This window comes from Pelosinus baikalensis (genome assembly GCF_020819555.1).
Lineage (GTDB): Bacteria > Bacillota > Negativicutes > DSM-13327 > DSM-13327 > Pelosinus > Pelosinus baikalensis.
In genome coordinates, this window is the sequence record NZ_JAJHJB010000035.1 from 14,928 (window position 1) to 29,769 (window position 14,842).

A 14,842-nucleotide genomic window follows, 5' to 3' on the forward strand; every position below is an offset into this window, starting at 1 on the left:
GCTCTTCTTATTACTAGGCTTTATCTAAGCCCCATTTTTGTCTAATATTGATTTCCATTCTACCAAAGATCAGCTTATCTACCGCAACTCCCAGAATAACAATCACAATCATAATCGCCATAACCTGACTGATATCAGCTAAATCCCGTCCGACCATGAGAACCTGCCCCAGACCTTTCGTAGCAGAGATCATTTCTCCTGCCATGAGAGCTCTCCAGGCAAAAGACCAACCTTGCTTTAGTCCTGAAATAATACTAGGAAGGCTCGCTGGAATAATCACATTCCAATAGAGACTAAAGCCCTTGGCCCCCATGGTTTTTGCAGCCCTCACAAACAAAGGATTTATATTCTTCATACCCGATTCGATGGCAATGGATACCGCAAAGGTTGACCCAATGGTGATAACAAAGATAATAGCACTTTCATTTAATCCATACCAAAGGATAGAAAAAGGCAGCCAGCAAATACTCGGCAAGGTTTGTAGTCCTAAGATCAATGGACTCACATTTTCATCTAAATATTTAAACCGAACAATCGCCAGACCAACAAAAATCCCTATGGTAATGGATAACATATAGCCCAGAAAAATTCGTTTTGCACTTGCCAATACGGCAATGCTCATCGTTCCATCTATTATTAAGCTCCATAAGGTGGTAAAGACAGCGATGGGAGAAGGAAATATATACGGCTTCCATAACCTGAGCCAATCTACTCCTATCTTATATGCCAGTTCCCATATCGCTATCAGAATCAGGTAAAACAAGATCTTTTTTACTAGTCCAATTAGTGTCGAATTCAGCTTTGGCAACCTTCTCCACCTCCTCTTTTAATTCTTTCATAATATCTGCTGCAAGATAAGCTAAATCAATATTGTCTGGCTGCCTTGGACGAGCAAGCTGGATATGAAACTCTTTTTTTATCGCTCCTGGATTGGCTGACATGACAATAACCCGATCGGCTAAGAGAACCGCCTCTTCCACATTATGAGTAACAAAGATAATGTTTTTTTTGGTTTCCAGCCAAATCTGCTGCAGTTCTAACTGCAGGATATTCTTCGTCTGACTATCCAGTGCAGCAAAGGGTTCATCCATCAGCAGAATATCTGAATCAAGGGTCAGTGCTCTAGCCAAGGCCACCCTCTGCCTCATACCGCCTGATAATTCGTGTATATAACAGTTTTGAAAGCGGGTAAGATGCACCATTTTTAAGTATTTCATGGCTTTTTCTCTTCGTTCATCCTTGGGAATACCAGCTAGTTTCATGCCAAATTCAACATTATCAATTACTTTTAACCAGGGAAACAGGGCCGGTTCCTGAAACATAACGACTCGATCAGGACCGGCTCCTTTGACTTCTTTCCCGTTGCAAATCACTCTGCCTGAGGTTTCCTTCTCTAATCCAGCGATAATATTGAGCAAAGTCGACTTCCCGCACCCAGAGGGACCTAGAATACAAACAAACTCTCCTTTATGAAACTCAACATTAATGTTACTAAGAGTATTTATCGTATCATTTTTAGTAATAAAGCTCTTACTGATATTTTCTACTACTACACTCATCAATAACACCTCAGTCCCCTATTTCTTGTAGCCCTTTTTCTTTTAAAACTTTATTTAGAAGTTTAAGATTAAACAAATCTTTTAAATCCGGTGCAGTCTTGAGAAAGCCTGCATCTACCGACAATTTTACAAAACCAATCACAGACTCTTTTTCAGGATCATTTGTGACGGTTAATCTTGTAAAGGAAGCATCTAAAACTTCTTTCGCCAGCGGTTTGCCAGTTAATTCTTTGATTTGACTATTTACTGTGTCCTTAGCCTTATCGGGATTTTCATTAATGTAATCGGTCAATTCTACGTGAGTCCGCAGAAATTTTTCCACTAGATCTGGATGTTCCTTGATGAATTTTGAATTTGCTACTACAACGGCTGTAGTATAGTTTCCATCTCTCCAAACTTGTTTATGATCTAATAAGATATTGGCTTGCACTTCATTGACAAGACGAGCGCCCCATGGCTCTGGAACAAGAGCCGCGTCAATGTCGCCTTTATCTAATAACGTTTTAATATCAGGATTGTCAGCCTGTCTTACTTCTACAGTGCCGCCTTTTGTAGTATCTTTCAAACCATTTTCTTGTAAAATATGCCGTAAAGATAAATCCTGGGTATTGCCAAACTGAGGAATTGCAACCCTTTTGCCGCTAAGTTCTCCTACATTCTTTAACACTAAATCTTTTCTTGTTACTAAAATAGCTCCTGCATCAGTTGCCCCAGCAATAATTTGCAAATCACCTTTTGATTTTGTATAACCATTAATAGCAGGGCCTGGTCCAATATAGCCGATATCAACTTCTCCTGCAAATAAGGCCTCAATTTCCGCTGGGCCTGCATTGAAAGTTTTCCATTCAATCGGATTCGCATCCCCAAACGCTTTTTGAAACTGACCATCTGCCTTACCAACAAGAGCCTGAGAATGAGTAATATTTGGAAAATGAGCAATTCTAACTTTTGTACCTTTGTTTTCTGCAGTATTCGTAGTACTAGAGCATCCACTCAAGCCCCCTGCAACTGCAAGAACTAACGCCATAACTACACCAAACTTTACTAACTTCATAGTGACCCTCCTTAAATTCTTATGCTGTATTATAAAATAAAAAAGACTAAGAATGCCTCTGCTAGAGAGGGACATTCTTAGCCTTTGGTTTTCCAATCGGCTGTTCATTTAATTTTTCTCAGTATATCATCCGGATTTCTTTGTGTCAATAAGAATTTTCTATTTTTCCCGAATCCCATTTTTGTAATCATACGACTCTATAGCATCTTTAAAAGTTTTATATTTAGCGAATGTCGGCAAAAATATCCTATATTCTTTGTTTAAACCATAATTCTGAGGATTTCGGAAAATTAACTTGAATTTTCGAAGAATCAGCACGGCAAGAATGTAATGGAAAGAAGCAATTTTTACTGCAGGTTGTTTCAGAAAATTCGCAAATACAGATATATGTGAAAACAAAAAATATTGCAAAAAGGAGGTTACACGGATTTAGATAAGGTAGTAAATTTTTAAGGAGGATTTCAATTTATGACAACTCCATTTTTAGGAGAATTTGTAGGTACCACAGTTCTTATTATTTTTGGTAATGGGGTAGTTGCAAATTCACTACTAAAAGGTTCAAAGGCAGAAGGCGCTGGTTGGATTAATATCATTGTAGGCTGGGCAGTAGGTGTACTTATGGGAGTATTTGTATCTGTTGCTTTAGGTGGCCAAGGCGATCTCAATCCGGCAGTAACCTTTGCCAAAATGTTAAACGGAGGCTATGCAACCGGCGAGGCAATCACCCTCATGCTTGTTCAAATTGCTGGTGGCGTGCTTGGCGGTTGCATTACTTGGCTATTTTTCCGAGGTCACTGGGAAATTACAGAAGATAAGGGCGTAAAGTTAGCCGTTTTTTGTACTGGACCCGCAATTCGCAATTATTCCCAGAATCTGATTTGTGAGATTATTGCTACCTTTATGCTCGTATTTTCCGTATTCGCTATGTTCTCCAAGAATGTAGGTGCAATGAGCCCCGGCTTTGGCCCTTATATGGTTGCTGTTTTGATTTTGGGTTTAGGTGCCTGCCTCGGCGGTACAACAGGTTATGCAATGAATCCTGCCCGTGATTTAGGACCTCGTATTGCACATGCAATATGCCCAATTGCTGGCCAAGGAGATTCGGATTGGTCCTATTCCTGGGTCCCTATTGTTGGACCTATGATCGGCGGATTAGCAGCATTTGTTGTATCCAAAGGTCTTGGCATTATCTAAGATACTATGACAATTTTGGTCTTGCGTAAAAAAGGGGCAGCTATCAATTAGCTGCTCCTTTCTCATTATGTTTTCTCCCATACTAACGTTCCAAGGCTAATGACATTCCTTTACTCTTAATAAAGAGGAAATTCCTGGCAAAGTAAACGTACTTCAACTTTAGCTTGCTCATGCACTTCTTTGTTTTCAGGATTTTCAAGTACCGCTGCTATGGTTTTCCCAATTTTCTTCATAGCGATCTCTTCCATGCCCCGTGTGGTTACCGCTGCCGTACCAATCCGAATTCCGCTCGTTATAAAGGGACTTGTTGTCTCGAAAGGAATGGTGTTTTTATTCACCGTAATACCGACTTCATCCAGTAATCCTTCGGCTGCCTTTCCCGTAAGATTCTGCTTCCTAACATCGACAAGCATCAGATGATTGTCAGTTCCGCCAGATACCAGATCAAAACCTGTATTCTTTAGAGTTTGCGCCAATGCCTTTGAATTACTGACCACTTGCTTTTGGTAGTCGCAAAATTCCGGACGCATCGCCTCTTTTAATGCAACTGCTTTTGCGGCAATGACATGCATGAGCGGGCCACCTTGAATCCCAGGAAACACTGCTTTGTCTATCGCTTTTGCATACTCCTCCTTGCAGAGAATAATACCGCCCCGAGGTCCTCTTAAGGTTTTGTGAGTCGTGGTAGTCACAATATCAGCATGAGGAATCGGACTCGGATGAATTCCGGCTGCCACCAGCCCTGCAATATGTGCCATATCTACAAATAGCATTGCGCCAGCTTCTCTTGCAATTTCACCAAAACGTTTAAAATCAATCACTCTAGAATATGCACTTGCTCCAGCCACAAGCATTTTCGGCCTGTGAATCAGAGCCAACTCCCGTACTGCATCATAATCGATCAGATGACTGTCAGGATTAACTCCGTAGGAAACCACATTAAAATACTTACCGGAAATACTGACAGGACTGCCGTGAGTCAAATGTCCTCCATGGGATAAGTTCATTCCCATAATGGTATCGCCAGGTTTTAAAAAAGCAAAATATACTGCGGTATTTGCTGTCGCCCCAGAATGAGGCTGGACATTGGCATGCTGCGCCCCAAATATTTTCTTTGCCCTTTCAATCGCCAGCCTTTCAACAATGTCTACATATTCACACCCGCCGTAGTAGCGATGACCAGGATATCCTTCCGCATACTTATTGGTCAATACCGTTCCCATCGCTTCCATGACCATTGGGGTTACAAAATTTTCTGAAGCAATTAGTTCCAATTTATTCTGTTGCCTGTTTTTCTCAAGCTCAATCGCTTCAGCAAGTTCAGGGTCAAATTCTTTCAATTTGATCATGCTTTCCCTCCACCTTCTATATTTACTGGCTTTTCTTCAGTAGAACAATCCAGTTATGCTTTTCTTTTCACTTGATGCACAATAGCGCCGTTAATTCCATGGGCACATTCCATAATGGTTTCGGACAAACTGGGATGGGGATGGATGGTATGTGCAATTGCCTTCACTGGCAGTTTGTTTTGAATTGCCAGTACCCCTTCCATAATTAAGTCACTGGCATGGGCTCCTAGAATATGCATTCCCAAAACCTCATCCGTTATCCTATCGGCAATGATTTTTACCATACCGTCGGTTTCACCCATTGATACTGCTTTACTATTCGCAGCGAAATTAAACTTACTTACTTTGAACTCATTTCCCTGAGCCAGTGCTTCCTGCTCGGTTAGTCCCACCATAGCCACTTCAGGTGTCGTGTATATACACCCCGGAACTGCCTTGTAGTCTACCGTTACATTTTGTCCGCAGGCGTTTTCTGCAGCAATCATCCCCGCAGCTGAGGCAGCATGTGCCCACATGTATTCTCCTGTGACATCTCCAATTGCATAAACGCCCTCAACGTTTGTCTCCATTTTTGCATTGACCTTAATACCCTTGGAAGTATACTCAATTCCGACCTCATCTAAGCCTAACCCAGAAACCACCGGAATTCTTCCGATTGAGGCCAGCACCTTTTCCGTTTCAATTTGCTGCGTAGTGGTTCCATTAGAAATCTCTACAATGGCGCCCCTATTTCCAGGTTTAATTCCAGTCACACGGGTATTGGTCAACATGTTAATTCCCTGCTTGCGCAAGAGCAGCGCCATACGTTTTACGATTTCATTATCGATATTCGGCAATATGTTCGGCAGCATTTCAATCACAGTGATGTTGCAGCCAAATGACTGGAAAATTGCCGCAAACTCAATCCCAACTGCTCCCGCACCAATAACAACCATATTTTCAGGCACCTGGTTCATTGCCAATAATTGATCACTATTGATAACCGCTGGCAATTCGCCTCCCGGTACTGGCAAACCCATTGGCACAGAACCAGTTGCCAATATGATTTTCCGAGCAGAATACTGCTCAGTACCTGAATTCGTGTTCACGTTTATTTGATTAGGGGCTGTAAGACTTGCCCTTCCGACTTTATAATCAATACCATTACTTTTTATCAATTGCCCAATTCCTTTTTGCATCTGCTCTACTACCTGATTCATGCGCTTGGTCACCAATTTAAAATCAAAGCCAATATTGTCGGCCGTAAGACCAAATTCATTGTAATGTTGTAGATCACGCCATTTTTCGGCGCTTTTCAAGAGCGTCTTGGTAGGAATGCAGCCCCGGTTTAAGCAGACACCGCCCAATTGATCTTTCTCTATCAAAAGAACCTTAGCGCCTAACTGCGCCGCCCGAATGGCCGCTACATATCCGCCCGGACCGCCGCCAATAACGGCTACATCATAACTCATGCCTTTCCCCTCCTTCATTAACGCAGTAAATTCCATTGCGATTGACTATATTTGGATTCTATAAGCATTTTGCTGGTTTCTACTTCTTTTTGGGTCAGGCATCCTCTTTGGGTATCAACGCCGATCTTCGGACCAAATTCAGCCATTACAGCATCACGCGTCTCCTCCCATGTTGTATGGCACCCTCGAATTTGATCAATCGATGTCACGCCGCTAGACAGCATTCCGATCATTAGTTGTCGTCTCTGGGAGGAAGAAACCTTCAGTACAGCGGCAAGTTTTTCAGCAGAGAAATGTAACAAAATTGATCCATGCTGAAGTATGACGCCATGTTTACGAACTTGGGCACTGCCAATCAGCTTGCGTCCCTCATAAGTAATTTCATAATGGGATGGAGCATCAAAACATGCGGCAGATGAATGTTGATCCTTTTCTCTTACCTTACCATACGCCCCGCGTGGCATACTCATCTGCGCTCTAATACCCATCTTTTCCAAGCCGGCAAGAAGTCCATTACTAAAATACCGGTATGATGCCGTTATAGTTTGGGGTATGAGAGGATAATCCTCTTTGACGACAATACTGTAGGTCAATTCCGTTTCGTGCAATACTGCCCGACCTCCCGTCAATCTTCTTACTACATCGATGCCCAATGTATCACATTGTTCTAGATCAATCTCGGATTTTGCTTTTTGAAAATATCCCAAACTTACTGCGGCTGGTTTCCAGCCGTAAAATCGGAGGGTAGGAGGAACGTCTCCCGCGCTATGAGCCAACAGAATTGCTTCATCGATTGCCATATTCAAGGCAGCATCGTTTATGCCAGTATCAAGAACACGCCAAACCATAAGATTCACCGCCTATACCGCTCTCCATTATCGCTTGCTCGATTTCCTTTCTGGTGAGCGGCCGAGGATAATTATACATAATTCCGCCAGGCCGTTCATTATAATACGGTCGATTGCAGTCAGCGCAGCCGGTGGTTTCAAAAGCCTTTCCATCGGCCAGCATCTTAACTAAATCAGAAACGTTGTAACTGCTAATTTTTCCGTTTGTAAAGCGGATTGTACTGCGGCAATAGCCTTTACGCATAAGATAATGAGCAATTTGCACCCGCCGGTAGTGAGAGATGGAAGGGGGCCTCTTGTCAGCCATAGCCGTGCCTGGTATCGGTGTAAAAGCAAATAACCCCACAGTGATTCCGAGTTCAATACAATCAGCGATAAAATTCACCGCTTCTTCTTCCGTCTCACCAAGTCCGACGATCAGGTGAGTCGTTACGGCTCCCGGAAAAGTACTCGCGCACTCTTGCAACAAACGGATTCTTTCTTCCCAGTCTTGACCTTTAACAAGTCGGTAGATCTCCGAAGTGGCAGCATCGATTGCGATACAAATTCTTTCAGCTCCTGCTGCAATCATTTCGGCGGCCTGCCCAGCATCCTCGATATGATTTGACACGCAGATAGGCTTAGGACCATCTGCACTTAATTTTCGTACTGCTTCTAACGTAGCATCCCAACTATTTTCGCTGTTAACAACCTGGAGGCAGACTCTTTTTAAATCTCCTTTAGAATAGGCTGAGGAAATACCTGATGTAACTTCGTTCGCATCAAAGGCAGGCCATGTTATTCTAGATAAAAGATCTCCTCTTGCACTGCTGCTCTGAGACTGGGAACAAAAGCTGCAGTTGTTGCGACATTTATCACCCAGCATAATATAGGCGGTATTGGGAAGCGCTTCACTTTTGATTCGTTTTTTACCAATTACACTGGCTGTTCCCGCAGATAACTTCCATAACGTCATAATACACAGCACTCCTCTCGCCGCTCTATCATCAATCCGAGATTTTGAGCCAACCGTACCGCCCCTGAAACTGGATTTACAATGCCGTTGATCCCTAAGCGAACTGCCCATAAATCTAATTCCTGACGATAAGCACCTCCTGGCCGCATGCATCCAAGATGAATCGGCAGCGCGGGAAGCTCTCTTCTCGCGCTAGCCAGTATGTTTAATACATCTTCAATAGATGGGGGCTTACATTCGGCAAAACGTGTACCCTTCGTTGGAGTAAATACAATAAAAGTAATCCCGTCTACTCCAAGTGCTTTTAGGTGCCTGATCGCTTGGTACTCACCTCTAATCTCGCCGCCATGAAGTCCAATGCATATATGGGGAATCACAGAACAACTTTTCCTAAGTTTCTGGTAGCACGCAGCATAATCTGAAACGGTACGATCAATTCCTAAAACTTCTTTTATCGTTGCATCATCCCCAATAAAATCAAAAGAAACTTTGTCCGCTACCTTAGCTATTTTCTGAATGTCTTCCTCGTCAACCAGACCAACATGTACGTTATACTTCATCTTTTGTTTCATTGCCGCAATTTTGGCTATATGCTCAGCGATGGGAACCTTGCCTTCGGCTGTACACCCGCCGCTGATTAAAAGGCTGCGTGCTGTAATTCCATTCCCCTCAGGGATATCCTGAAGTGCCTTCATCCCCTTTAAATAGTGACCTCCGCAATGTGCGCAGTTTAAACTACATGTACCGCCTGTAACACTTACAGCTTTGGTTTCATTAGGATATGAAAATTTAATATTTGACTGAAAATTTTGCTGCCTAATCCGCCACCCCTCTTGGGCCAGCAAATCTAAGGTTTCCATCTTACTACCGGTTTCCGTGCCGCCGCAGTTTCATCAAGCCTTCCCACAACAGTGTCGTGGGGAGCATTAAGAATTTGCGTTACGTCAGTTCTCGCTTCTTTCGCTATTTCCCGCATAGCCTTAATAAAACCATCCAGCGTTTCTTTACTCTCCGTCTCGGTAGGTTCAATCATTATCGCTTCATCAACGATAAGCGGAAAGTAAATGGTTGGCGGATGATACCCATAATCCAATAGTCGTTTTGCGATATCCAGCGTCTTTACGCCAAACTGCTTTTGATTTTTAGAGGTGATTATGCATTCATGCATACTATACCGGTCAAAGGGAGCGTAGTAGTCTTCTCTTAATTGACTTAAACAATAGTTTGCATTTAGAACGGCATCTTCACTTGCTTGCCGAAGTCCATCTGGTCCCATCGTCCGGATATAGGCATAGGCCCGTACAATCACTCCGAAATTACCGTAAAAAGAATGCATTCTTCCAATGGAGAGAGGTCGATCATATTCCAGATCATATTTTCCCCCATCGAAGGTTATTATGGGAACAGGCAAAAATGGAGTTAACTCTTTTTTTACACCGACAGGCCCAGAGCCAGGTCCGCCGCCGCCGTGGGGCGTAGAAAAGGTTTTATGGAGGTTAATATGTACTACATCAAAACCCATATCGCCTGGACGCACAATCCCCATTACTGCGTTCGTATTAGCCCCATCGTAATATAACAGTCCGCCGGCAGCATGAACGATTTGGGCAATTTCTTTGATGTTTTTTTCGAACAAACCTAAAGTACTCGGGTTAGTAAGCATCAATGCCGCAGTATCTAAACCCACAGCAGCTTTTAGCGCATCTAGGTTAATTGAACCGTCATCATTGGACTTAATTTCAACGATTTCCAATCCACAAACAGCTGCGGTGGCCGGATTTGTACCATGAGCAGAGTCAGGCACAATCACTTTAGTTCTTACTTCACCCCGCGAGCGATGATACTGCCTGATGAGTTTTAATCCTGTCAACTCACCATGGGCACCCGCCACAGGCTGCATTGTAACCGCATCCATTCCGGCAATTTCTGCTAAATACTGTTCCATTTGATATAGAAGTTCTAACGCACCTTGCATTGACTCAACATCCTGCAAAGGATGAATATCTGCAAAGCCCGGATACCGGCAAACATCTTCATTCACTTTAGGATTATACTTCATCGTACATGAACCAAGGGGATAAAATCCCGAGTCAACACCAAAGTTTCGATTTGAGAGGGCGGTATAATGCCTCATTACATCTGGTTGGCTTACCTCCGGAAGTTCCGCGTATTTTGATCTTAGGAGGTTAGCTGGTACAAGTGTTTCAATCTCATAAGTGGGAACGTCACTTTTTGGCAGATCTAAGGCAAAACGCCCAGGCTTGCTGATTTCGAATATAGTCGACTGTTTTGTTTTCATAACACTTCCCCCATTTCACGAACCAACCCGTCTATCTCTTCTTTGCTACGTTTTTCAGTAACACAGACGAGCATGCAGTTTTCAAGTTCAGGATAGTATTTACTAAGATCCAGTCCTCCTAAGATTCCTTTAGCCAACAATTTTTTATTAATTTGGGAAACTGGTTTATTCAGCCTGACAGCGAATTCTTTAAAGAACGCTCCCGAGAATACAGGTTCACATCCTTTTAAACTTGTCAGTGAACGATATGCATAATGGGCTTTTTGAATGCATTGTGCTGCAATCTCCTGTAAACCAGCTTTGCCCAAAGTACTCATATAAACAGCAGATGTCAAAGCGCAAAGTGCTTCGTTGGAGCAAATATTGGAGGTAGCTTTTTCACGCCGAATATGTTGTTCACGAGCTTGAAGCGTCAGTACAAAACCACGATTGCCTCTGTTGTCTACTGTCTGACCGACAATTCGACCAGGCATTTTTCTCATGAGCTTTTCCGTTGTTGCAAAGAAACCGAGATATGGACCGCCAAAAGATATTGAAATTCCCAAACCTTGACCTTCTCCGACTACGATATCTGCACCTAGCGCACCGGGAGATTCTAGAAGCCCCATAGAAATAGGATCAACAACAGCAATCAGATATGCTCCCTTAGCGTGGGCCATTTCTGCGATTCTTTTCAAATCCTCAATGCAGCCAAAGAAATTAGGAAATTGCACGACAACAGCCGCTGTCGAATCATCTATCATCTGGGGCATCTTGTTTAAATCAGTCAAGCCATCGCTATATGGCGCCAGTTTAAGTTCAATCTTTTTATCCTTGGCATAGGTCAGAAATGTCTCCCGATAATGGGGATGGACGGCCTCGGCCATTACAATTGCCGTTTTCTTAGAACTGGCACACGCCATCATAGCGGCTTCAGCAACAGCGGTACCGCCATCATACATGGAGGCATTAGCCACTTCCATACCTGTAATCTCACAGATCATTGATTGGTATTCCCATAACGCCTGCAAATAGCCCTGGGAAATCTCTGGCTGATATTGCGTGTAGGCAGTGTAAAATTCAGAGCGTCCAATGATATGATGAACTACACTGGGAATATAATGGTCATAAGCTCCTGCACCTAGAAAGCAGGTTAATTCTTGAAGATTGGCATTCGCTTTTGCCAGTGCTTTGAGATGTTTAACTAAACCCTGTTCAGGCAGGGCTGGCGGCAACTTTAATGTCCTGGTCATTCGCAAATCGGCTGGTACGTCTTCAAATAATTTTTCCACTGAATCGACGCCAACAGCATCTAGCATCTCACGTCTATCAGCTTTTGTATGAGGAAGATAACTCCAAGCCATTTCTAGTGTCCTCCCTCCGCCACCAACTGAGCATATGCGTCGCTATCTAAAAGATCATCTAATTCACTGCTGTCAGACATTTCAATAACAACAATCCAACCTTCACCATAAGGTTCTTGATTGATCAGGTCGGGAGTATCAGTAAGAGCTTGGTTCACTTTTACAATTTTTCCGGAGACCGGCGCATAAATATCCGATACTGCCTTTACTGACTCAATGACAGAAAAACCATCCCCCACTTTCACTGTACCTGACTCATCTGGCAATTCTACAAAAACGACATCACCTAACTGCGATTGAGCAAAATCAGTTACCCCAATGATAGCAACTTTCCCTTCTACCTTGACCCATTCGTGATCCTTGGAGTACTTTAGTTCTTTTGGAATATTCATTTTACTTCCCCTCTCTTTTATAAAATGGTTTGGAAATGACTTGGGCAGACACATTTTTGCCGCGAATTTCAATATCTATTTTTTGTCCAACCTTTGCGTATTCAGCTTGAATTATACCCAAACCAAGGTTCTTATCAAGGGATGGAGCATAAGTTCCTGTCGTTACCACTCCAACATAGCTGCCCTCTACCAAAATCGGATATTCAGCCCGTGCTACTCCACGATCAACCATTTCAAAACCGACTATTCTGCGTTTTGGTCCATTGGTTTTCTGTTCTTGAAGCGTTCCTTGTCCGTTAAATTCCTCTTTATCAAGCTTTACAAACATTCCGATTCCTGCCTCAATGGGCGAAATGTCGACCGAGAGTTCGTGGCCATATAAAGGAAAACAAACTTCAAATCTCAATGTGTCACGACAACCTAAACCAGCGGGAAGCAATCCAAGGGGGCACCCAACTTCCATGATTGTATCCCATAAATATGTAGCATCATCTGGGCTGCAGTAAATTTCAAATCCATCTTCTCCCGTATATCCAGTTCTCGATAATAATACTTTTTTGCCAACAACATCGATTTCAGGCATAAACCAGTAATATTTCAGTTCTGAAAGTGGTACATCAGTCAATTTCGATAAAATCATTTCTGATAATGGTCCTTGCAGAGCGATCTGAGCCGTTTCATTTGAGATATTGGTAAGCTTAACGTCAAATTCTTCGGCATTCTCCCGCATCCAATTCCAATCTTTTTCAATGTTTGCTGCATTAATAACTAGGAGATAATGATCAGCATCTTTTTTGTAAACTAATAGATCGTCTACCGTTCCCCCATGCTTATAGCACATGGGTGTGTAGAGTATTTGATTTCTTTCCAGTTTGGATACATCGTTGGTTACTAACCTTTGCAGAAAGACAAGTGCATCTGGTCCATTAACTACTACTTCCCCCATATGGGATACGTCAAATAACCCTGCTTTTGTTCTGACGGCCTGATGTTCATTCTTGATTCCAGTGTACTGGACCGGGAGAGACCAACCGCCAAACTCAACTATTCTGCCACCATACCGCAAATGCGTCTCATAAAGCGGTGTCTGTTTTACTGCCATGAAAACCACTCCAATCTTTCTTTAATACATTAAAAAGGACAGAGAATAAGAGTGAAAACTCACTCTTGTTCTCTGTCCTTTTACCTGAGAGATTCGCCCGCAGCGGGGCTCCCCATCGGCGACACTTTCGCTTACGAAGTGTACTCTCCAGAGTTCGGTCCAGTTACGGTTTTTTTACCTGAGAGTTTGAACAAAGCTTTGCTCCTTCGGTGACGCTAGTTAAGCGTTCTCTCCCGCAACCATCATTCCGTATGTAGTTAATCCCAGACCGAAAAATAAGACAGAAACCAACGTAGTTGGCCTCTGTCTTATTTACCTCCAGAGAATCCCGAATATCTCGGTTACTCCTTGGGTGCCGCATAGCGATCTTTCCAGAGTTCCATTAGAATACGGTCCTTTTGCCTGAGAGTTTATTGCCTTTGCTCCTTCGGCGCCTGAAACCAGATCTCTCCCGCATCCCTCACATGGAAGATTATTAAATTTTTAATAATCGGAATTTTCAATGTTATATTTTTCAGTATAGATGAATGCTTTTAATCTGTCAATACTTGTGAGAATTAATCATTTCTACAATTTATTTTATTAAGCTTTTAATCAAATTATGCCACTCTTTTACAGCCATCTCTGGATATAGGGACTAGTTCCTTGTCCCACAATCATCTTTTTCTACGAAGTCTGTACCCCTTTGAAATTTCCAGTCAAGGCATGATCTTTAATTTACTGGAATTACTATTAAAACAAGACTTTATGTAAAGCACTGTGAGGTGCTGGCAATACGAGTTGATCGACTAAGAATCCGCTGTCATGTATGGCATTGCTGCCAGCCTTAATGGCAGCGGTTACCGCTCCTACGTCGCCAGTTAGTGTCACCATAGCTTTGCCGCCCATTCCTCTTGCCAGGCGAACTTCAATCAATTCCACATTGGAAGCTTTTACTGCCGTATCTGCTGCAATAATCGCGGACGCTACGGAATAGCTTTCAATTACCCCCAGGGATCTTACTTCTTTGACTTCGGTACAGCCTGACAATGCTGGGAAAATACTGTCATGCAAATTAGGAAGTATAAATTCATCCACAACATTTTCAGCGCCGCTTACTGCCGATCCACTTCTGACTGCGCTTTGGACGGCTCCTACATCACCTGCAACCATGACAACATACTTGCCAGGGCACATGGCTTGTGCCATGAGGATCTCTACGTTAGCTGCCTTTAGCATGGCATCTGCTGCTAAAAGACCTCTGGTAATATTTTTTAATTCTAATAGACCAATAGCACGCTTCATTTTTATGTCCCC

The 14,842-nt window shown here is 42.9% G+C and carries 14 protein-coding genes and 4 riboswitches; of the genes, 1 reads left to right on the forward strand and 13 read right to left on the reverse strand.

The genetic code is table 11. The annotated features are described in order from the left end of the window. Positions 1 to 13: 13 nt before the first annotated feature. From LMF89_RS19410 to LMF89_RS19420, 3 genes are read right to left on the reverse strand one after another with little or no spacing between them, the layout of a single operon-like run. On the reverse strand, positions 14 to 808 hold the full coding sequence (locus tag LMF89_RS19410; protein ID WP_229536514.1) for an ABC transporter permease: 795 nt from the start codon (positions 806 to 808) through the stop codon (positions 14 to 16). Then, positions 720 to 1,559: an ABC transporter ATP-binding protein gene (locus LMF89_RS19415; protein ID WP_229536515.1), complete on the reverse strand. Its 840-nt coding sequence runs from the start codon at positions 1,557 to 1,559 to the stop codon at positions 720 to 722. The genes LMF89_RS19410 and LMF89_RS19415 overlap by 89 nt, the downstream gene beginning before the upstream one ends. 10 nt (positions 1,560 to 1,569) lie before the next feature. Then, positions 1,570 to 2,613, reverse strand: coding sequence for an aliphatic sulfonate ABC transporter substrate-binding protein (locus LMF89_RS19420; RefSeq protein WP_229536516.1), 1,044 nt, complete (start codon positions 2,611 to 2,613; stop codon positions 1,570 to 1,572). Positions 2,614 to 3,081: 468 nt separating this feature from the next. On the opposite strand from LMF89_RS19420, the gene LMF89_RS19425 reads away from it, so the two are divergent. Next, positions 3,082 to 3,807, forward strand: coding sequence for an MIP/aquaporin family protein (locus tag LMF89_RS19425; protein ID WP_229536517.1), 726 nt, complete (start codon positions 3,082 to 3,084; stop codon positions 3,805 to 3,807). A 116-nt stretch (positions 3,808 to 3,923) separates the two neighbouring features. Here LMF89_RS19425 and glyA read toward each other — a convergent pair whose 3' ends face one another. From glyA to LMF89_RS19475, 10 genes are all read right to left on the reverse strand, one after another. Continuing rightward, positions 3,924 to 5,156 carry a serine hydroxymethyltransferase gene (gene glyA / locus LMF89_RS19430; protein WP_229536518.1) on the reverse strand — a complete coding sequence of 411 codons (1,233 nt, stop codon included), beginning with the start codon at positions 5,154 to 5,156 and terminating at the stop codon, positions 3,924 to 3,926. 53 nt (positions 5,157 to 5,209) lie between these two features. Then, on the reverse strand, positions 5,210 to 6,607 hold the full coding sequence (lpdA, locus tag LMF89_RS19435) for a dihydrolipoyl dehydrogenase (protein ID WP_229536519.1): 1,398 nt from the start codon (positions 6,605 to 6,607) through the stop codon (positions 5,210 to 5,212). A 17-nt stretch (positions 6,608 to 6,624) separates the two neighbouring features. Beyond that, positions 6,625 to 7,455 carry a lipoate--protein ligase family protein gene (locus LMF89_RS19440; protein WP_229536520.1) on the reverse strand — a complete coding sequence of 277 codons (831 nt, stop codon included), beginning with the start codon at positions 7,453 to 7,455 and terminating at the stop codon, positions 6,625 to 6,627. Continuing rightward, entirely contained in the window at positions 7,436 to 8,410 is a 975-nt protein-coding gene (lipS2, locus tag LMF89_RS19445; protein ID WP_229536521.1) for a LipS2 family lipoyl synthase, read from the reverse strand. The genes LMF89_RS19440 and lipS2 overlap by 20 nt, the downstream gene beginning before the upstream one ends. Further along, positions 8,407 to 9,270 (reverse strand): LipS1 family lipoyl synthase, encoded by an 864-nt coding sequence (gene lipS1, locus LMF89_RS19450; RefSeq protein ID WP_229536522.1) that lies wholly within the window; start codon positions 9,268 to 9,270, stop codon positions 8,407 to 8,409. Before lipS1 ends, lipS2 begins: the two co-directional genes overlap by 4 nt. After that, positions 9,258 to 10,709 (reverse strand): aminomethyl-transferring glycine dehydrogenase subunit GcvPB, encoded by a 1,452-nt coding sequence (gene gcvPB, locus LMF89_RS19455; RefSeq protein ID WP_229536523.1) that lies wholly within the window; start codon positions 10,707 to 10,709, stop codon positions 9,258 to 9,260. Before gcvPB ends, lipS1 begins: the two co-directional genes overlap by 13 nt. Next, positions 10,706 to 12,052 carry an aminomethyl-transferring glycine dehydrogenase subunit GcvPA gene (gcvPA, locus tag LMF89_RS19460; protein ID WP_229536524.1) on the reverse strand — a complete coding sequence of 449 codons (1,347 nt, stop codon included), beginning with the start codon at positions 12,050 to 12,052 and terminating at the stop codon, positions 10,706 to 10,708. Before gcvPA ends, gcvPB begins: the two co-directional genes overlap by 4 nt. 2 nt (positions 12,053 to 12,054) lie before the next feature. After that, positions 12,055 to 12,444, reverse strand: a complete 390-nt coding sequence (gene gcvH, locus LMF89_RS19465) for a glycine cleavage system protein GcvH (RefSeq protein ID WP_229536525.1) — start codon at positions 12,442 to 12,444, stop codon at positions 12,055 to 12,057. A 1-nt stretch (position 12,445) separates the two neighbouring features. After that, entirely contained in the window at positions 12,446 to 13,546 is a 1,101-nt protein-coding gene (gene gcvT, locus LMF89_RS19470) for a glycine cleavage system aminomethyltransferase GcvT (protein WP_229536526.1), read from the reverse strand. Positions 13,547 to 13,616: 70 nt separating this feature from the next. Next, positions 13,617 to 13,699: riboswitch (glycine riboswitch) on the reverse strand. Positions 13,700 to 13,702: 3 nt separating this feature from the next. Further along, positions 13,703 to 13,792: riboswitch (glycine riboswitch) on the reverse strand. A 55-nt stretch (positions 13,793 to 13,847) separates the two neighbouring features. Continuing rightward, a riboswitch (glycine riboswitch) is annotated at positions 13,848 to 13,923 on the reverse strand. A gap of 3 nt (positions 13,924 to 13,926) precedes the next feature. Beyond that, positions 13,927 to 14,010, reverse strand: a riboswitch (glycine riboswitch). A 268-nt stretch (positions 14,011 to 14,278) separates the two neighbouring features. Then, positions 14,279 to 14,830, reverse strand: coding sequence for a BMC domain-containing protein (locus tag LMF89_RS19475; protein ID WP_229536527.1), 552 nt, complete (start codon positions 14,828 to 14,830; stop codon positions 14,279 to 14,281). Positions 14,831 to 14,842: the final 12 nt, after the last annotated feature.

Excerpts from the sequence above, each read along its gene's own strand:
- LMF89_RS19415 (WP_229536515.1), bottom strand. The coding sequence starts at position 1,559 with ATGAGTGTAGTAGTAGAAAATATCAGTAAGAGCTTTATTACTAAAAAT.
- LMF89_RS19420 (WP_229536516.1), bottom strand. The coding sequence starts at position 2,613 with ATGAAGTTAGTAAAGTTTGGTGTAGTTATGGCGTTAGTTCTTGCAGTT.
- LMF89_RS19425 (WP_229536517.1), top strand. The coding sequence starts at position 3,082 with ATGACAACTCCATTTTTAGGAGAATTTGTAGGTACCACAGTTCTTATT.
- glyA (WP_229536518.1), bottom strand. The coding sequence starts at position 5,156 with ATGATCAAATTGAAAGAATTTGACCCTGAACTTGCTGAAGCGATTGAG.
- lpdA (WP_229536519.1), bottom strand. The coding sequence starts at position 6,607 with ATGAGTTATGATGTAGCCGTTATTGGCGGCGGTCCGGGCGGATATGTA.
- LMF89_RS19440 (WP_229536520.1), bottom strand. The coding sequence starts at position 7,455 with ATGGTTTGGCGTGTTCTTGATACTGGCATAAACGATGCTGCCTTGAAT.
- lipS2 (WP_229536521.1), bottom strand. The coding sequence starts at position 8,410 with ATGACGTTATGGAAGTTATCTGCGGGAACAGCCAGTGTAATTGGTAAA.
- lipS1 (WP_229536522.1), bottom strand. The coding sequence starts at position 9,270 with ATGGAAACCTTAGATTTGCTGGCCCAAGAGGGGTGGCGGATTAGGCAG.
- gcvPB (WP_229536523.1), bottom strand. The coding sequence starts at position 10,709 with ATGAAAACAAAACAGTCGACTATATTCGAAATCAGCAAGCCTGGGCGT.
- gcvPA (WP_229536524.1), bottom strand. The coding sequence starts at position 12,052 with ATGGCTTGGAGTTATCTTCCTCATACAAAAGCTGATAGACGTGAGATG.
- gcvH (WP_229536525.1), bottom strand. The coding sequence starts at position 12,444 with ATGAATATTCCAAAAGAACTAAAGTACTCCAAGGATCACGAATGGGTC.
- gcvT (WP_229536526.1), bottom strand. The coding sequence starts at position 13,546 with ATGGCAGTAAAACAGACACCGCTTTATGAGACGCATTTGCGGTATGGT.
- LMF89_RS19475 (WP_229536527.1), bottom strand. The coding sequence starts at position 14,830 with ATGAAGCGTGCTATTGGTCTATTAGAATTAAAAAATATTACCAGAGGT.